This window comes from Natranaeroarchaeum sulfidigenes, from assembly GCF_017094485.1.
GTDB lineage: Archaea > Halobacteriota > Halobacteria > Halobacteriales > Natronoarchaeaceae > Natranaeroarchaeum > Natranaeroarchaeum sulfidigenes.
On record NZ_CP064786.1, the window covers coordinates 179,876 to 196,928 of the forward strand.

Consider the following 17,053-nt stretch of genomic DNA (forward strand, 5'->3'; position numbering starts at 1 on the left):
CGGGGCTATCGACACTTGAAGACCCGACGCGGTTCTCAGTTGCTGGGAACAACACTATCGTTCACAATAATTGGTCATTCGTACAGGGCCAGGTCACGGTCAGCGCTCGAAGGAAACGCATTTGACTGCCCGCCCCACGCTATCAGTTGATGGCACTTGCCGAGGTTCTCGCCGACTTCGATCTCTCAGATTTTGCCGACGCGTTCGCGTTCGAGTCGTTCAACCGGATGCAACGCGAGGCCCTGCCCGGACTACTCGGGAGCAACGAGAACGTCGTTGCCAGCGCGCCAACTGCAAGCGGCAAGACGGCACTTGCCGAACTGGCGATCTGCAGGGCGCTGGCCGACGGTGGCACTGCCCTGTTTGTCGCCCCGCTTCGCGCGCTAACAAACGAAAAAGAGGCTGACTGGGAGCGCTTCGAGGAGCTCGGCTACTCGGTCTACGTCGTCACGGGCGAACGGGATCTGAACCCCCGCCGCGCCCGCCGCGCCGACATCCTCGTGATGACGCCCGAAAAGACCGACTCGGCGACCCGCAAACACGACAGCCGCCGGTACGATTTCATCACCGACATCGATGTCTGCGTCATCGACGAGGTACACCTGCTCGATTCCGACCGCCGCGGAAGCGTCCTCGAAGTGACGATCTCGCGACTTCGGCGGCTCTGTGACCCCCGCGTCGTCGCGCTCTCGGCGACGATGCCGAACATCGACGACGTTGCAGCGTGGCTCGACGCGCCCGCCGAAACCACCTTCGAGTTCGGCGACGAGTATCGGCCGGTCGACCTGCACGCGGACGTGCGCACGTACACACACGGGGAGAACTCCTTTGCCGACAAGTACCGGCGGCTCTACCGTGCGCTGGATCTGGCTGAACCCCACATTGACGACGGGGGGCAGGCGCTCGTGTTCGTCTCCTCGCGCCAGGACACCGTCCAGGCCGCCAAGAAAGCTCGCGACGAGATCGCCGAACGTGACCTCGATATGGGCGCACGCGGCGAGTACGATTACCACACCGATACCCAGCAACTGGAAAACGACACGCTGCGAAAGTCCGCGCTCGACGGTGTCGGCTTTCATCACGCGGGCCTTTCGAAAAACGACAAGGATCTCGTAGAGGAGTGGTTCCGGCAGGGACAGATCCAGTTGTTGTTCTCGACGTCGACGCTCGCGTGGGGTGTCAACCTGCCCGCACGCTGTGTGGTGATCCGCGACACGAAGTACCACGATCCACTGGAGGGAGAAGTCGATATGAGCCCGCTCGATGTCCTCCAGATGCTCGGGCGGGCGGGCCGACCCGGCTACGACGACGTGGGCTACGGCTGGATCGTCTGTGACCGCGCCGATGCTGACAGGTACCGAGAACTTCTGCGAGACGGGAAAGAGATCGAATCCCAGCTGGCGGAGGATCTCGATGCCCACCTCAACGCCGAGATCGCGATGGGGACGATCCGGGATCTCGACGACGTGATGGACTGGCTCGAAACTACCTTCTACTACCAGCGCGCACAGAGTGCCCCCTCGAAATACGGCTTCGAGAACCTCCGCGAGCGCGTCCGCGAGACGCTCTCGGAACTGGTCGAGGCTGGTTTCGTCGAGACCGACGAACTGGGGGTCGATCCGACGCCGCTGGGGCGGCTCGCGTCGAAGTACTACCTTCGGCTCGATACGGCCGAGCGATTTCACGACCTCGCAACGGCAGACCAACAGGACGTCGATGCGGTGCTCGAAGCCGTTGCGACCGCCGAGGAGTTCGACAGCGTCAACGCCCGCCAGTCCGAGCGTGACGCCATCTCAGCCGTGCTCTCGGGCAAAACCTACACCGATGAGGTGGACGCTGGCCAGCGGAAGGTGCTCGCAATCCTGCACTCCTCGATGACCGGCTCGACACCCGCCGATCTGACGAGCGACGCGTGGGTGATCCGGCAGAACTCCGTCCGGCTGGTGTCCGCACTCGGGGCCTTCTGCAGGCGCTTTGCTGACCCCCAGACCGCCAACCTCGTCCGGCGCGTCGAGGCGCGCCTCGACCACGGGGTCAGCGAGGGGGCTGTGGGTCTAACTGCAGTCGACGGGATCGGGTCGGGCCGGGCCAGCAAACTCGCTGCCGAGGGGGTCACGACGCCGGGCGAGGTCATCGCCGCTGGCGTCGATGGTCTCATCGCCGCCGGGCTCTCCGAGGGCGTCGCCGAGCGGGTCGTCGAGTCCGCGGGTGAACTCCCCGCCATCGAGATCGAGTGGGGCTCGTTCCCCGACTCGATCCCACAGGGGCAAAACGAGATGTGCGAAGTAACTGTCAGAACTGTGGCGGGCAACGCCGCGGTCGGCGTGCGCGTCACGGTCAACGGTATCGAGATGACGACTGACGAGACGTACCTGAGCGACGAACTCGCCGTTCCGGTCGGCGTCTTCGGCGGCGACGAGTCGCCACTGGAGTATGCAGTCGAGGTCACGTTTCCCGAACTCCCGCTGTTGCCAGTGCGGGACTCGCGAAGCGTCGACGTGACGTGACGATTCTCGCTCGCCGTCGACGCCCGATACTTCCCGGCCGACGCCGGGTCAGCGCTCGCCGTCGACGACTGCCAGCACCGTCTCACGAAGTTCGTCCGGACCTTCTGCGACGACGTCCGCGCCGGAGAAATCCATGCCGGGGTTGATTTCGGTCCGATACGCGATGCTCGTCATCCCCGCACGATTCGCCGCCTCAATCCCGTTCTCGGAGTCCTCGACGGCGACGCAGTCGGCCGGATCGACGCCGAGCTCGGCCGCGCCAGTCTCGTAGACCAGCGGCTCGGGCTTGCTGCGGCCGTCGATGGCGTTCCCGCTGACGACCGCGTCGAAGTACTCCCGGATGCCGAATCGATCGAGGACGATGTCGATCCAGTCGTGGGGCGAGGATGAGACGACAGCGAGTGCTACGTCACGCTTGTCGAGCTCCTCGGCAAGTCCCTCGAAGCCCTCCAGCAGGTCGACGCGCTCGCCGTAGAGCTCCTCGGCGGCGTCCTCGTAGTGGGCTTCGAGCGTCTCGCGGTCCACCCGCAACTGATCGCCGTAGTGGGCTTCGAGGTAGTCGTAGATCTCGCGGTAGTTCATGCCCGTAATCTCCTCGTCGGCGACGACGCCCTCGCCGACTGCTTCGGGCAGTACCCGCTCCTCTTCGAGTTCGACCCAGTACTCCTCGGAGTCGACCAGCACGCCATCCATATCCCACAGTACTGCCTGCATACCCGACTGGTACAGCGGCCTGCCGGATATACCCGCCGCCACGGTACTGGGGGCTGGTCCACAGGTTGAAGTACGAACCCGCGGCCAGAGCGGTGCATGTCCGAGACGGCCGACCCAGTCCTACCCGAGACCGACCACTCGATCCGCGTCTTCGCGGGCGAGTGTACTTCCATCTACGACAGCGACGGGCGCGAGGAGCATCGCGGCCACGTTACCGTGGTCGTCAAGCCCGACAACACCGTACTGGTCCACGACGCCGATGGCTACCAGCCCGTGGCGTGGCTCACCCGCGCCGACTCGGTGACCTGTGCCCGCGACCGTGGGTTCTCGGTGACCGCACGGTCGGGCGAGGAGACGCTCCGGGTCGTCGGCCACAGTGAGGACGGCTACGCCAGCTATCCGGCGACCGAAGCGGGCGTGCCGGTCGGTTCCTGTCCCGACTGCGGACGCTCGCTCGTCCGCGCAAGCGGCGCAGTGTCCTGTCTTGGCTGTGGCAACCGGTACGGTCTTCCGGCTGGTGCGTCGATCCGATCGGAACACTGTGAGTGTGGTCTTCCCCGGCTTCGGGCCGAACGCGGTCTCCCATTCGATATCTGTATGGATCGGGAGTGTGAGTCGCTCGACGCCGCGGTTCGCGAGGAGTTCGACCGCGCGTGGGACTGTCCCGAGTGTGGCGACGACCTCCGGATCCTCCGCCGGGGGGGGCTGATCGCCGGGTGTGACTCCTATCCCGACTGCGAGACGGGCTTTTCGATCCCCGCGGGGACGGTCGTGGGCACCTGTGGTTGTGGTCTCCCACTGTTCGAGACGCCGACCGGTCGGCGCTGTCTCGATGCGACGTGTGAGGCCAGCGAACTTCCCGGGACATGACCGGGGGGCTGTCCCACCTCCGGTCGCCCGGTCCAATTCCGGACCGTAGCACCTTTGCCCGCCCGCGGGCGAGAGTCTCCCAATGGAAGGCACACTCCGCGACGGCGTCGTCCACCTCTCGGGCAACGCACGCCAGCAGTTCTACGACGCGCGCGGCTACGGCTATCCGACCGGCGGGAACGACATCGCCGTCGCGCCGGTTGAGGCCGCCCACCTCCTCTTTCGCGGGGATCTGGATGCGGTCGTCGACGGCGACCGTCGCCTCGGGTTCCGCGAGTTTCTCACCGAGCCGGGCAGGGACGGCTTTGGCCTCCGGTTTCTCGTCTACGCCGACCTGCGCGCACGGGGATTCTATCTCTCGCCTGCCCGCGATCGCTGGACGCCGAGTTCGGCCGAGCTTGACGGCGTGGATTTCGTCGTATACCCCCGTGGGAAGGGTCCCGAAGACGGGCGCGTGGAGTACCGAATCCGGGTCGTCGGCGAGCGCCAGCGCGTCGCGGCGTCCTCGCTGGGGGAGTGCACCCTCGCGATCGTCGACGAGGAAAGCGAGATCACCTACTTCGAGACGGGTCGGCCGGAGATCGAGGGATCGACCACGGTCGACCTGCCCGAAACCATTCCTGCCGTCCTCTTTGCGGACCGGGCGATCTGCTGGGAACCTCCCGGGAATCTCTACGAGAGCGGCTTCTACGGCCAACCGCTTGCCGAGCGTAACGCCGAGGGTATCCACGGACTCCAGCTCTCGCTCGTCGAGGCCGCCCAGCTCGCCGCCGCGGGCGCGATCGACGTCGAGGGGGGCTACGAGGCCGTCGTCGAACACGGCCGCGCCGTCGAGGGCGAGCGGTTCGACCGGCGACTCTACACCTACTCCACTCTCCGCGAGCGGGGTGTCGTCCCCAAAACCGGCTTCAAGTTCGGCGCGGACTTCCGGACCTACGCGGATGTCGAATCGGTCGAGGAACTGAGCCACTCCGAGCGGCTCGTCCGGGTGCTCCCGCCCGACCACGAGTTCGCTCCCCGCGATCTGTCGCTCGACATTCGGCTGGCACACGGCGTCCGCAAGGAGATGGTGTTCTCGCTGACCGACGGCGAGAGCGTCGACTGGCTCGGCGTCGAACGGATCACTCCCTGAACGCCTTCGGGACGCTACGGTCTCCCGAAACGAACGGTTTATGCGCTCGCCTGCACCACTCTCCAGTAGTCGCACGGATGACCCGCAACACAGACTCCCGTGACGCCAGCGCATCGCCGTCCGAACGAGACGCCTCGGACGGGGAGAACTGGCGTTCGTCGGCCCACCTCCGGACCGACGGTGCGGGAGCCGACAGCGCCGCCGGGGCCGACGAGGTCGCCCTCGACCCGTGGGGGTCCTCGTCGGTCGCGGACTACCGCAAACTGTTCGAGGAGTTCGGTATCGCCGAGTTCGAGGAACTCCTGGACTCGGTGCCGAATCCCCACTACCTGATGCGTCGCGGCGTGATCTTCGGTCACCGTGATTACGAACCGGTCGCCGCAGCGATGCGCGAGAACGAACCGTTTGCCGTCCTGTCGGGCTTTATGCCGACTGGCGATCCCCACATCGGCCACAAACTCGTCTTCGACGAGATCATCTGGCATCAACAGCAGGGCGGGGACGCCTACGGATTGATCGCCGATCTGGAAGCCCACAGCGCCCGCGGGCTCACCTGGGACGAGATTGACCAGCACGCCGAGAGCTACATCCTCTCCCTGCTCGCGCTCGGCTTCGATCCCGAAGAGGGCACGCTGTATCGGCAGTCGGCAAACCGCGAGGTACAGGATCTGGCCTTCGAGCTTGGGATCGAAGCGAACTACTCGGAGCTGGGATCGATCTACGGTTTCGACGGCGAGACCGATGTTTCGCACATGCAAAGCGTCGTCACGCAGATGGCCGACATCCTCTACCCGCAGGTCGCTGACGAGCCAAAGCCGACGGTGATCCCAGTCGGTCCCGACCAGGATCCGCATATGCGTCTCGCGCGCGACCTCGCGGCTCGAACCCGGTTCTTCGGCGTCACCGAGGCGTACGCGAGCTTCGAGGCAACCGAGGATGAACGCGAGCTGATCGCGGAGGCATACGCAGCGCTTGACGGCGAGGCGGCCCGCACGGATGCCGACCGCGATACCGTTCGGTGCGAGGACATCGCCGACTGGCTCCGCGAGCACGAACCAGCGCCCGAGGACGAGCGCCAGTCAGCCATGGAGAAACTCGACGCCGCGGGCAAGGAGCCGGTTCGCCCCCGCGTCAGGCTCCTCGATCGGAACGCCACCGAGGAGGCCTTCGAGGCGCTGATCGACGCAGTCGAGGGTGAAAAACGCGTCTACGAGAATCACGTCGACACGTTCGAGCTCACCCGTGCGGACGCCGACGAGCTCGCCCGGCAGGTCGAACTCGACCACGGCGGTTACGGCTTCCTGCCCCCGTCGTCGATCTACCACCGCTTTATGACCGGTCTCACCGGCGGCAAGATGTCATCCTCGATCCCAGCGAGCCACATCTCGCTGCTGGACGATCCCGAGGAGGGGTACGACAAGGTCAAATCCGCGACCACGGGCGGCCGCGAAACAGCCGAAAAACAGCGCGAACTCGGCGGGAAAGCCGACGAGTGCCCGGTCTACGAGCTGTACGCCTACTTGCTCGCGGACGATGACGACGAGTTCGCAACGGAGGTCTACGAGGAATGTGTCGGGGGCGAACGGCTCTGTGGCGGGTGCAAGGAACAGGCCGCCGAGCTGATGGCCGAGTTCCTCGAAGAGCATCAGGAGAAACGCGACGAGTGGGCCGAGAAACTTGACGAGCTGGATATCGAACTCGACAGCGATCGAGCGCGTCGGTAACCCCACCAGTCGACGAATCCTTTTCGCTAGCCCGCCGTGAAATTTTTCACCCCGCTTGCAGTACCCGTAGCTATGTCTACGCGTCTCGATCCTCTCAGACAGCCCGAGTACATCGGTGAGAACCGGTGTACACCCTGTACCGTGGTCAACGTCTGTATTGCGGCCCTGCTGGCGGTGGCGGTCGGCGTGGCGTTCCCACTGGCTGGCGTCGTCGTCTTCGTCTTCTCGCTGGCGGCGATCTACCTCCGCGGGTATCTCGTTCCCGGAACGCCTACGCTGACGAAACGGTATCTTCCTGACCGGGTGCTTGCGCTGTTCGACAAGGAGCCCGCGTCGACCGACGAGTTCGTCCCGGCAGCCGACGCTGCGACCGGTCACGGAGAGGCCGATAGCGAGAGCCCGTCAGTCGAGGCCGGGCACGGGGCGACGCCGGGTACTCCCGATGCGACGGCGACCGGAGCGGATCCCGAGACGGCGTCGTCGACTGACCCCGCCGATGACGCCGACGCGCCCGAGCCCGATATCGTCCCCGAGCAACTCCTCGGCGACCTCGACGTCGTCGAGCCCTGTGAGTCGGTCGACGACCTCTGTCTCACCGAGGCCTTCGAGCGGTCGTGGCTCGACGCCACCGAGCGCCACCGCGACGACGTGCTCGATCCTGACCTCCTCGCGCCGCTTTTTGACGCCGACGCCGAGCGGATCGAGGTTACCGACAACGAGGAGTCCGTCGTCGTCGAGGCAACCGGTGTCGGCCGCCAGCGCTGGCTCTCGACTGGCGCGTTGCTCGCCGACGCGACGGCGAACGAGCGGCTATTGGCCGAACACGACCGCTGGGCCGCGCTTGCGCCACACCAGCGACTCCCCATTTTGAAGGCGCTCAGATCCTTCCTGCCGACCTGCCCGCTCTGTGAGGGGTCGATCGAGATGGGCGAGGAGACGGTCGAGTCGTGCTGTCGGTCCTGGGAGGTCGTAGCAGTTGCCTGTAACGATTGCGAGCAGCGGTATCTGGAAGTCGACGCGAAAACGATCGAGGGGGCAGTGGAGTAGCAATCTCGGACTGTGCCGCGGGTCGCTCAACCAGGGAACGTGACTCAGGACGATTACGCTCCGTCGTCGAGCCAGTCGGCGTCGTCCGGCTCGGCACGGTGATCGCCGACTGTTGCCCGGTTGACTTCGCCGACTCGATCGGCAACCGTCTCGACGAGTTCGGTCAGCGGTTTGGCGACGGCGCTTTCCGTGTCAGTGACCGCCGGCCGTCCAGTGCCTTCGGCACCGAGATCCGGGTGGACGGGTAGCCGCCCCAGCAGGTCGACACCGTAGTCCTCGACGATCCCGTCCGCGCCATCGCGACCGAACACCTCGTGGGTATCATCACAGTTCGGACACTGGAACGCGCTCATGTTTTCGACGACACCGAGCACCTCGGTATCATGCTGTGCGAACAGCTCTAACCCCTTGCGGGCATCGTCGACGGCCATCTGCTGTGGCGTCGTGACGATCACTGCGCCGGTAACAGGGACGCTCTGAAGCAGGTTTAGCGAGGCGTCGCCAGTCCCCGGCGGCAGATCGACGATCAGATAATCCAGACGCCCCCACTCCACGTCCTCGACAAACTGCATGAGGACGTTGTTCACCATCGGGCCACGGAGCACTGCTGGGTCGTCCTCGTTTTCCGTGAGAAAGCGCATACTGATGACGCTGATCCCGTCCGAACTCGGCGGAATGAGACGCTGGTCGTCCGTCAGTGACGGCTCGTCCTCGACGTTGAGGATCCGCGGCACGTTGGGACCGTGAATATCCGCGTCCAGGATTCCGACACGGGCGCCGAGGTCATTCAACCCTGCAGCGAGATTCGTCGCGACGGTGGTCTTTCCGACCCCGCCTTTGCCACTTGCGACCGCAATCACGTTCTTGATGTCCGGATACACTTCAGTATCGAAGCCGACCGACTCGTCGACGTCGGCCTGGAGCTGGGGTTCCAGACCCAGTTCCGCGATTGCATCGCGGATCCGCTCGCCAAGCTCCATTTCGCCCGGCGCGTACGGCGTGTTCAGCGCCAGCGAGACGTACGCCGTTCCGTCGTCGACTGTCACTTCGTTTATCAGCCCCAGGGACACGATATCGTCGTCTAGCTGTGGGTCGGTTACTGTGCCGAGCCGGTCGAGAAGTTCACGTTCTGATGTCATGGATGGTCAGTGCGATCCGCGTCTTTCGTTCCTAGTTAGGTCAGTAGCGGTATATGATACCAGTCGGTTTTCATCTGCTGGGAACAATCGACAGGGAAGCTATGTAGCGGACTCGCAAAGCTTTTTATTTCACCGTTGTAGTATATGCGGGTATGGCATCCGAACCCATGTGCCGTGCCAGCGTCGCCACGCAGCCATCGATCGACAGCACTGGGTTCGGCTTTTTTTCCACGGCGTGATCGATCGGTGGATTCGCGTCGACGGCTTCGCGCCCGACGCGCCGACGAAACCGACCGATAAATCGCAACCGGTAACTGACGACCACGCAGTCTAAGACATATGAACCCATGAAACTCCCAGCATCACAGGTTGCGGTCATAGAGGCCGCGAGCGCGGACGAGGCACAGACGATCGATCAACTAGCGTCAGCCACCGGCGAGAAGCCCGAAACCGTCACCGGGGCGGCGTTCGACCTCGAAGCCGACGGACTCGTCTCGATCGAGGAAGAAGTCAAGGAGAGCGTCGAGCTCACCGAGGAGGGCCAGGCGTATCTCGACGACGGTCTGCCGGAGGTCCGGCTGTACGAGGCGGCGCTCGAACTCGGCGCCGCCGACGAGCCGGTCTCGATGGGACAGGCCATCGGCGCATCCGGTCTCGACGGGGCGGCCGTCGACATCGCGCTCTCGAACTACGCCCGGAAGGGGTACGGCGTCATCGACAGCGGCGAGATCACGGCTGATCCTGCTGCGGACCCTGCCGCGGACGCCGAAGCCGCTGCACTCGCCGCCATCGAGACCCAGCAGACGGACGCGATCGACGCCGAGACGCTCGACCAGCTCGATCACCGGGGCCTGGTCGACCGCTCCGAACGAACCGTTCGCTCCGTCCGACTCACTGACGATGGCGTCACCGCGCTGATGGAGGGCGTCGAAGCGGCCGAAACCGTTGACCGACTCACGCCCGAGCTGCTCACCAGTGGCGAGTGGGCCGAGGTCGAGTTTACCGAGTACAACGTCGAGGCCGACGCCCCCGAGTACGGCGGCGGAAAAGAGCATATCCTCCGGCAGACGGCGAATCGCGTCAAGGATGTCCTCGTCGGGATGGGCTTTCAGGAGATGGGGGGCCCACACGTCGACGCGGACTTCTGGATCAACGACTGTCTGTTCATGCCCCAGGACCATCCCGCACGGACCCACTGGGACCGCTTTGCCATGGACAACCCACGGGAGATCGACGAGCTCCCCGCCGACCTCGTCGAGCGCGTCGAGCGTGCCCACCGCGAGGGCGTCGGCGAGCACGGCGACGGCTACCACTCCCCGTGGGACGAGGACTTCGCGCGTGCGCTCGCGCTACGTGGACACACAACCAGTCTCTCAACTCGCTATCTCTCCGGCGAGCAGGTCGGCGAGCTCGAACCGCCACAGCGATTTTTCAGCGTCGAGAAGGTCTACCGGAACGACACGCTCGATCCGACCCACCTCCTGGAGTTCTTCCAGATCGAGGGCTGGGTGATGGCCGAGGACCTCTCCGTGCGTGACCTGATGGGTACCTTCGAGGAGTTTTACGCCCAGTTCGGCATCACTGATATCGAGTTCAAACCGCACTACAACCCCTACACGGAGCCGAGCTTCGAACTGTTCGGGACTCATCCCGAGACGGGCGAACTGATCGAGATCGGGAACAGCGGCATCTTCCGCGAGGAGATGCTCGAACCGCTGGGCGTCGAGTGTGACGTGATGGCGTGGGGCCTCGCACTCGAACGCCTGCTCATGCTGATCTACGGCTTCGAGGACATCCGCGACGTCCACGGCACGCTGTGTGATCTCGAACTGCTGCGGGAGACGGAGGTGATGTACTGATGCCAACAGTCGATGTCGACCCCGACGAACTGCGCGACCTGACCGACCACGAGGAGAAATCCGACGAACAGCTCAAAGACGACCTGTTCTCGCTGGGTCTCGAATACGAGGGATCGACCGAGGACGGCGAGTTCGAACTGGAGTTCGCTCCCGACCGGCTGGATCGGCTTTCAGTCGAGGGGATCGCCCGGTCGCTGCGCTATCAGTACGGCGACGACCGCGGCGTCCACGTCCCGAACACGAACGACGCGGACTGGGTGATCGAGGTTGAGGACGCCCCCGAGGAGCGTCCGTACGTGACCGGTGCCGTAATCCGAGGCGTCAACCTGAGCGAAGACGCGCTGGACTCGCTGATCCAGCTACAGGAGAAGCTCCACGCGACCATGGGTCGAAAGCGTGCAAAAGGTGCGATCGGTATCCACGATCTCACGATGCTGAAGGGCACGTCGCTCGACCCCACTGCGGGCGAGGAGCGAACGACCAACAGCATTCGTTACACGAGCGTCGCTCCCGACGGTGACCGGTTCGTCCCACTCGATTCCGATCGGGAGCTTATCCCCGGACAGGTTCTCGAAGAGCATCCGACCGGCGAGACGTACGCGGATCTCGTCAGCGAGTACGACCGGTATCCCGCGATCTACGACGATATCGGCCTGTTCTCGTTCCCGCCGGTGATCAACGGCCGCCGGACCGAGGTGTCGACGGATTCCCGTGATCTGTTCGTCGAGTTGACTGGCACTGATCAGTGGACGATCGACCGGATGTGTGCGATCATCTGTTACGCACTCGACGCCCGTGGTGCGACTATCGAGGATGTCGTCGTGGAGTACTCCGACCGCGAACTCCACAGGCCGGACTTCGAGGTGTCCGAGAAAGTAGTCTCGCACGCCCGGATCGAGACGCTGCTTGGCGTCGACTTCGATCCCGAGGAGGTAATCGACCTCTTCGAGCGGTCCGGTCTCGACGCCGAGGTCGTGGAAGACGACGACGGGGACCTCGTCTACGAAGTGACGATCCCGCCGTACCGTGTCGACGTGCTTCACCCGCTGGATCTCGTCGACGACATCGGGCGGGCGTACGGGTTTAACGATCTCGAACCGCGCTACCCGGACGTGAGCACGGTCGGCGGTCGACACGAGCGCTCCCGGCTCGAAGACGCCGTCCGGACCCAGCTCGTCGGCCTCGGCTTCGAGGACATGCTCAACTTCTACATGATCAACGAGGCCGAGAACTTCGATCGGATGGGGATCTCCCCGGAGGACGACGCCCTCGGTGCGGCGACGCCGACCACGATCAAGAACCCCTACAGCGAGGACTACACGATGCTCCGGACGTGGGTTCTGCCCTCCCTGCTGATGGTGCTCGAAGGGAACACCCACCGGAGCTACCCGCAGGATCTCGCCGAGATCGGTCTCGCCGCGCAGGTCGATGAGTCGGAGAACACGAACGTCGCGGAACACCGGGCTGTTGCTGGTGTTCTTGCCCGACACGACGCGACCTACGAGGACGCGAAGGGACGGCTCCAGACGCTGGCCCGGAACTTCGACGTCGAACTGGAGACGCCGCCGACGACGCATCCAAGCTTCATCGACGGACGGACTGCGGACATCGTGATCGATGGGACGGCTGTGGGTGTCGTCGGTGAGATACATCCCGAGGTGCTGGTCGAACACGAACTCGAACTGCCCGTCTCGGCGTTCGAGCTACGGCTCGACGCGCTGCAGTAGCGAACAGGCACCACCCTTTCTTCCGTAGCGAGTCGTGGCGCGCTCTACGTCCCACGCTACGGCGTCGGTCAGTACACACACGGCTCTGGTCCCGGATTCGTACAAAAACGTGTGTCCCTAGCTCACAGATCCGCGCCGACAGCCTCATCGATCGAGTCGAACCCGTCCCGGTCTAGCAGCTCTAGCAGGCCCTCGTTTATATCGCGTGCCAGACTGGGCCCCTCGAAAACAAGTCCGGTATACAGCTGGACGATGCTCGCGCCAGCCCGGATCTTCTCATAGGCACCTTCGGCGTCAGAGATGCCACCGACACCGATTACTGGGACATCGGTTCGCTCGGCGACGAAGCGTACTGTCTCTGTCCCCCGATCTTCGATTGGTTTCCCCGAGAGCCCACCCTCTTCGGCGGCGTTTGGGTTCCGTAGCGAGTCGTCACGCTCGGTTGTCGTATTGATCGCGATAACGCCGTCAAGGTCGAGATCGTCAACGACGGTGAGTGCCTCCTCGATCGACGCTTCCGGAAGGTCCGGTGAGAGCTTTACCAGCAGTGGATCCGCACCCAGTTCCTTGAGTCGGCCGAGGATCCGCTCCAGGTGCTCGCGGTTCTGTAACTCTCTGAGTCCTGGCGTGTTCGGGCTGGAAACGTTTACGACAAAGTAGTCGCCGTGCTCGGCTACGCGCTCGTACGTGTAGGCGTAATCGTCCGCGGCCTCCTCCAGTGGCGTCGACTTTGACTTCCCGATGTTCACACCGATAGGAACGTCCGGGAGATCAAGGCGTTGCATCCGTGCACCAACCTCATCTGCCCCGTCGTTGTTGAACCCCATTCGGTTGATCAGTGCCCTATCTTCGGGTAGCCGGAACATCCGCGGACGTGGATTTCCGGGCTGTTTTTCGGCAGTAACGCCGCCGATTTCGACGTGGCCGAATCCGAGTGCACTGAGCATCGACGGTGCCTCCGCGTTCTTGTCGAACCCCGCAGCGACGCCGACCGGTGTGGGAAATTCGAGATCCCACAGGTCGACGCCAAGTCGAGCGTCGTCGACCGCGTATCGGCGTTCTGTCCACTGCTCGATCGACGTACCCTGTGCGATCGTTAGCCCCGTGTGAACGATATTGTGGGCTGTCTCTGCTGGGAGTCTAAAAAAGAGCGGCTTCGTAATACTGTATATGCCCATCGTATGTTGTCGTCGAGCGTTCGATCATAAATCTCCCGAAGGGTCTATACTATCGGTACGGCGATTCAGAAGTCGTGTTCTACTTCGTCTTGGTCGGCTTTTTGAATGATGATCTTGTCCTCCCGTACGCGAACAAACACTTCGTCGCCGATATCCATGCCGGCGACCGCCAGTTCGTCTTCGTGCAGGTTGATATGGACGTTGTGGTACTCGCCATCTTCACCTTTCGCACCGCTGGGACTGAGCTTCTTTTTCCGTACCATCAGGGAATTCTATGACGAGATTCGATACACGATATACTTAAGTGTTTTCTACGACCGCAGGAACGCATCCGTGCGCACGTATCCTTTGTGCCCTACATATTGGTCCAATCTTGCCTGCGTCGCCCGTTTTCACGACAGAATACGTGATTGAAAAGGTTAGTATTATATATGATGATATGAACGGTCTTTCCGTCGGGGATATATTTATATTGAACCATGCGTTCGATTCGCATGGAGGCGACAAATCATGGTACGAGAAGACGGTAAACGAAACTTTGCACTGCGCGAGGAAGAAGGCGAAGAGCCGAGCGTGTTTTCCGGAAACACTCCCCGACAGGCTGCCCTGAAGGCAGCGCGACGGCTCGATCCGGCCCCTTCTGAGGAGGATGCGGATACGACCGAGCTCCGGCTCAGAGAGAAGGGGACCGACAAGGTCCATATCTATGAGGGCTGGGCGTGGAACGAGGAGGCCCCCGATGACAAACCAGACTGGATGCCCGAAGAGATCACTGAGGCGAACGTCTCGAAAGAAGGAATTGATCACATCGACGAGTAGCCCCTCGGTGACAGCGTTTTGGCCCGGCTCTCAGTGAAGTAATACGGTTCGTAACGACTTTTTGTTCCTGTCTCGATTGATATTCTGCGCGGCCATCTCTCGGCCCGACCACACGCACGATGCGCGGAATGAGCGGCCGACCTCCAGCCGCGTAATATTCTTTCCAGCCTAGGGTCGCCTATGGCGCTGTTTCCACGTTGTGTCGTTGTTGTAGCTCCGAGTGAGTCACTACGTTCCCATGGTACTCCTTTCCGATGACGGATTCGTTCGACGGTCTTAAGTTTACCACCGACTTCCGACAGAATGCAACGACGTGGCGCAGTCGAACTCCACTGAAACTCTCGGTGGCCCTCTGACCATACCTCGGTTTGGAGGCAGGTGCGTTCCACGACACACCCAAAATAGGAAACCGACGCCGTTAAGTGTGGATGTGGGCTACAGACTAACCGCGCACAACGTGCCCGTCGACTTGTTCGACGGTGTCGCGATCCGACGCCCTTAAGTGGTTAAGGGCACTCGGATTGAATGCGAACGACACAACGCGACCGATGGCCCGTTCAACTCGGGCCTCAGTCGCTTGGACCAGACCAAGACGCTTCGAAGGCCTTAAGGGCTTTCTCGGAGTACGATTTGGTCCGGAAGAGATGAGGATTCCACCCCTGCGGTCCGCCGTACACGATGGAATCTGATGTTAGCTCTGGTAGTTCGGCGACATCCGGGCGCTCGTGCCTGGTCGTCGCCGGATTACGGACTCATGCAATGTTACAAACGCGATCTCGTTCCCATTTCGGGAACGAATGGTGACGCTATCCCTCTGGGATGGCATCCCGCCTAACCGCCTCCCACCAGGGAGGCACATTCCGGTTGATCCTGCCGGAGGCCATTGCTATGGGGATCCGATTTAGCCATGCTAGTCGCACGAGTTCAGACTCGTGGCGGAAAGCTCAGTAACACGTGGCCAAACTACCCTCTGGACGAGCATACTCTCGGGAAACTGAGGCTAATACTCGATACCGTTCCGCTGCTGGAACTGCACGGAACCGCAAACGCTCCGGCGCCAGAGGCTGTGGCTGCGGCCGATTAGGTAGACGGTGGGGTAACGGCCCACCGTGCCAGTAATCGGTACGGGTTGTGAGAGCAAGAGCCCGGAGACGGTATCTGAGACAAGATACCGGGCCCTACGGGGCGCAGCAGGCGCGAAACCTTTACACTGCACGACAGTGCGATAAGGGGATCCCCAGTGCGAGGGCATATAGTCCTCGCTTTTCACCACCGTAGGGAGGTGGTGGAACAAGAGCTGGGCAAGACCGGTGCCAGCCGCCGCGGTAATACCGGCAGCTCAAGTGATGGCCGCGATTATTGGGCCTAAAGCGTCCGTAGCCCGCCAGGTAAGTTTATCGGGAAATCTACGTGCTCAACGCGTAGGCGGCCGGTGAAACCTGCCTGGCTTGGGACTGGACGGCTCGAGGGGTACGACCGGGGTAGGAGTGAAATCCTATAATCCTGGTCGGACCACCGGTGGCGAAAGCGCCTCGAGAGGACAGATCCGACGGTGAGGGACGAAAGCCAAGGTCACGAACCGGATTAGATACCCGGGTAGTCTTGGCCGTAAACGATGCCCGTTAGGTGTGGCACAGGCTACGAGCCTGTGCTGTGCCGCAGTGAAGACGATAAACGGGCCGCCTGGGAAGTACGTCCGCAAGGATGAAACTTAAAGGAATTGGCGGGGGAGCACTACAACCGGAGGAGCCTGCGGTTTAATTGGACTCAACGCCGGACATCTCACCAGCATCGACAACAGGAGTGACGATCAGTGTGATGAGCTTATCAGACCTGTTGAGAGGAGGTGCATGGCCGCCGTCAGCTCGTACCGTGAGGCGTCCTGTTAAGTCAGGCAACGAGCGAGACCCGCATCCTTAATTGCCAGCACTGGCTCGCGCCAGGTGGGTACATTAGGGAGACTGCCGTGGCTAACACGGAGGAAGGAACGGGCAACGGTAGGTCAGTATGCCCCGAATGTGCTGGGCGACACGCGGGCTACAATGGTCGAGACAGTGGGATGCAACCCCGAAAGGGGACGCTAATCTCCGAAACTCGATCGTAGTTCGGATTGAGGGCTGAAACTCGCCCTCATGAAGCTGGATTCGGTAGTAATCGCCGCTCAGAAGGCGGCGGTGAATACGTCCCTGCTCCTTGCACACACCGCCCGTCAAAGCACCCGAGTGGGGTCCGGATGAGGCCGCTTTCGGCGGTCGAATCTGGGCTCCGCAAGGGGGCTTAAGTCGTAACAAGGTAGCCGTAGGGGAATCTGCGGCTGGATCACCTCCACTGACCGGG

12 protein-coding genes and 1 rRNA gene are annotated in these 17,053 nt (G+C 62.8%); 9 read left to right on the forward strand and 4 right to left on the reverse strand.

What is annotated here, in order from left to right:
• The first annotated feature begins 149 nt into the window (after positions 1–149).
• Positions 150–2,507 carry a DEAD/DEAH box helicase gene (locus AArcS_RS00930; RefSeq protein WP_238478557.1) on the forward strand — a complete coding sequence of 786 codons (2,358 nt, stop codon included), beginning with the start codon at positions 150–152 and terminating at the stop codon, positions 2,505–2,507.
• 48 nt (positions 2,508–2,555) lie between these two features.
• Here the strand turns inward: AArcS_RS00930 and AArcS_RS00935 are convergent, their stop codons facing one another.
• Positions 2,556–3,221, reverse strand: coding sequence for an HAD family hydrolase (locus tag AArcS_RS00935; RefSeq protein WP_238478558.1), 666 nt, complete (start codon positions 3,219–3,221; stop codon positions 2,556–2,558).
• A gap of 96 nt (positions 3,222–3,317) precedes the next feature.
• Here AArcS_RS00935 and AArcS_RS00940 point away from each other — a divergent pair, with 96 nt between their 5' ends.
• The 4 genes from AArcS_RS00940 to AArcS_RS00955 all read left to right on the forward strand — a co-directional run bounded on the left by AArcS_RS00940 (position 3,318) and on the right by AArcS_RS00955 (position 7,994).
• Positions 3,318–4,091 carry a topoisomerase DNA-binding C4 zinc finger domain-containing protein gene (locus AArcS_RS00940; protein WP_238478559.1) on the forward strand — a complete coding sequence of 258 codons (774 nt, stop codon included), beginning with the start codon at positions 3,318–3,320 and terminating at the stop codon, positions 4,089–4,091.
• A gap of 82 nt (positions 4,092–4,173) precedes the next feature.
• Entirely contained in the window at positions 4,174–5,223 is a 1,050-nt protein-coding gene (gene endA / locus AArcS_RS00945; RefSeq protein WP_238478560.1) for a tRNA-intron lyase, read from the forward strand.
• 77 nt (positions 5,224–5,300) lie between these two features.
• Positions 5,301–6,947: a tryptophan--tRNA ligase gene (locus tag AArcS_RS00950; RefSeq protein ID WP_238478561.1), complete on the forward strand. Its 1,647-nt coding sequence runs from the start codon at positions 5,301–5,303 to the stop codon at positions 6,945–6,947.
• Between the two features lie 72 nt (positions 6,948–7,019).
• Positions 7,020–7,994 (forward strand): DUF8054 domain-containing protein, encoded by a 975-nt coding sequence (locus tag AArcS_RS00955; RefSeq protein ID WP_238478562.1) that lies wholly within the window; start codon positions 7,020–7,022, stop codon positions 7,992–7,994.
• Positions 7,995–8,047: 53 nt separating this feature from the next.
• Here AArcS_RS00955 and AArcS_RS00960 read toward each other — a convergent pair whose 3' ends face one another.
• A complete protein-coding gene (locus tag AArcS_RS00960; protein WP_238478563.1) occupies positions 8,048–9,133 on the reverse strand; it encodes an Mrp/NBP35 family ATP-binding protein in 1,086 nt (361 codons plus the stop codon).
• Between the two features lie 347 nt (positions 9,134–9,480).
• Between AArcS_RS00960 and pheS the strand changes: the two genes are divergently transcribed.
• Both pheS and pheT read left to right on the forward strand, forming a co-directional pair.
• Complete coding sequence (gene pheS, locus AArcS_RS00965; RefSeq protein ID WP_238478564.1) at positions 9,481–10,992, forward strand: phenylalanine--tRNA ligase subunit alpha; 1,512 nt, start codon at positions 9,481–9,483, stop codon at positions 10,990–10,992.
• Positions 10,992–12,719, forward strand: coding sequence for a phenylalanine--tRNA ligase subunit beta (gene pheT, locus AArcS_RS00970; RefSeq protein ID WP_238478565.1), 1,728 nt, complete (start codon positions 10,992–10,994; stop codon positions 12,717–12,719). Before pheS ends, pheT begins: the two co-directional genes overlap by 1 nt.
• Before the next feature lie 122 nt (positions 12,720–12,841).
• Here the strand turns inward: pheT and AArcS_RS00975 are convergent, their stop codons facing one another.
• Complete coding sequence (locus AArcS_RS00975; RefSeq protein WP_238478566.1) at positions 12,842–13,897, reverse strand: quinone-dependent dihydroorotate dehydrogenase; 1,056 nt, start codon at positions 13,895–13,897, stop codon at positions 12,842–12,844.
• Between the two features lie 65 nt (positions 13,898–13,962).
• Positions 13,963–14,160, reverse strand: a complete 198-nt coding sequence (locus tag AArcS_RS00980) for a hypothetical protein (RefSeq protein WP_238478567.1) — start codon at positions 14,158–14,160, stop codon at positions 13,963–13,965.
• 247 nt (positions 14,161–14,407) lie between these two features.
• On the opposite strand from AArcS_RS00980, the gene AArcS_RS00985 reads away from it, so the two are divergent.
• Positions 14,408–14,716 (forward strand): non-histone chromosomal MC1 family protein, encoded by a 309-nt coding sequence (locus AArcS_RS00985; RefSeq protein WP_238478568.1) that lies wholly within the window; start codon positions 14,408–14,410, stop codon positions 14,714–14,716.
• Between the two features lie 857 nt (positions 14,717–15,573).
• Positions 15,574–17,044, forward strand: a 16S ribosomal RNA gene (locus AArcS_RS00990).
• Positions 17,045–17,053: the final 9 nt, after the last annotated feature.

Coding starts and splice junctions, on each gene's coding strand:
- AArcS_RS00930 (WP_238478557.1), top strand. CDS start 150: ATGGCACTTGCCGAGGTTCTCGCCGACTTCGATCTCTCAGATTTTGCC.
- AArcS_RS00935 (WP_238478558.1), bottom strand. CDS start 3,221: ATGCAGGCAGTACTGTGGGATATGGATGGCGTGCTGGTCGACTCCGAG.
- AArcS_RS00940 (WP_238478559.1), top strand. CDS start 3,318: ATGTCCGAGACGGCCGACCCAGTCCTACCCGAGACCGACCACTCGATC.
- endA (WP_238478560.1), top strand. CDS start 4,174: ATGGAAGGCACACTCCGCGACGGCGTCGTCCACCTCTCGGGCAACGCA.
- AArcS_RS00950 (WP_238478561.1), top strand. CDS start 5,301: ATGACCCGCAACACAGACTCCCGTGACGCCAGCGCATCGCCGTCCGAA.
- AArcS_RS00955 (WP_238478562.1), top strand. CDS start 7,020: ATGTCTACGCGTCTCGATCCTCTCAGACAGCCCGAGTACATCGGTGAG.
- AArcS_RS00960 (WP_238478563.1), bottom strand. CDS start 9,133: ATGACATCAGAACGTGAACTTCTCGACCGGCTCGGCACAGTAACCGAC.
- pheS (WP_238478564.1), top strand. CDS start 9,481: ATGAAACTCCCAGCATCACAGGTTGCGGTCATAGAGGCCGCGAGCGCG.
- pheT (WP_238478565.1), top strand. CDS start 10,992: ATGCCAACAGTCGATGTCGACCCCGACGAACTGCGCGACCTGACCGAC.
- AArcS_RS00975 (WP_238478566.1), bottom strand. CDS start 13,897: ATGGGCATATACAGTATTACGAAGCCGCTCTTTTTTAGACTCCCAGCA.
- AArcS_RS00980 (WP_238478567.1), bottom strand. CDS start 14,160: ATGGTACGGAAAAAGAAGCTCAGTCCCAGCGGTGCGAAAGGTGAAGAT.
- AArcS_RS00985 (WP_238478568.1), top strand. CDS start 14,408: ATGGTACGAGAAGACGGTAAACGAAACTTTGCACTGCGCGAGGAAGAA.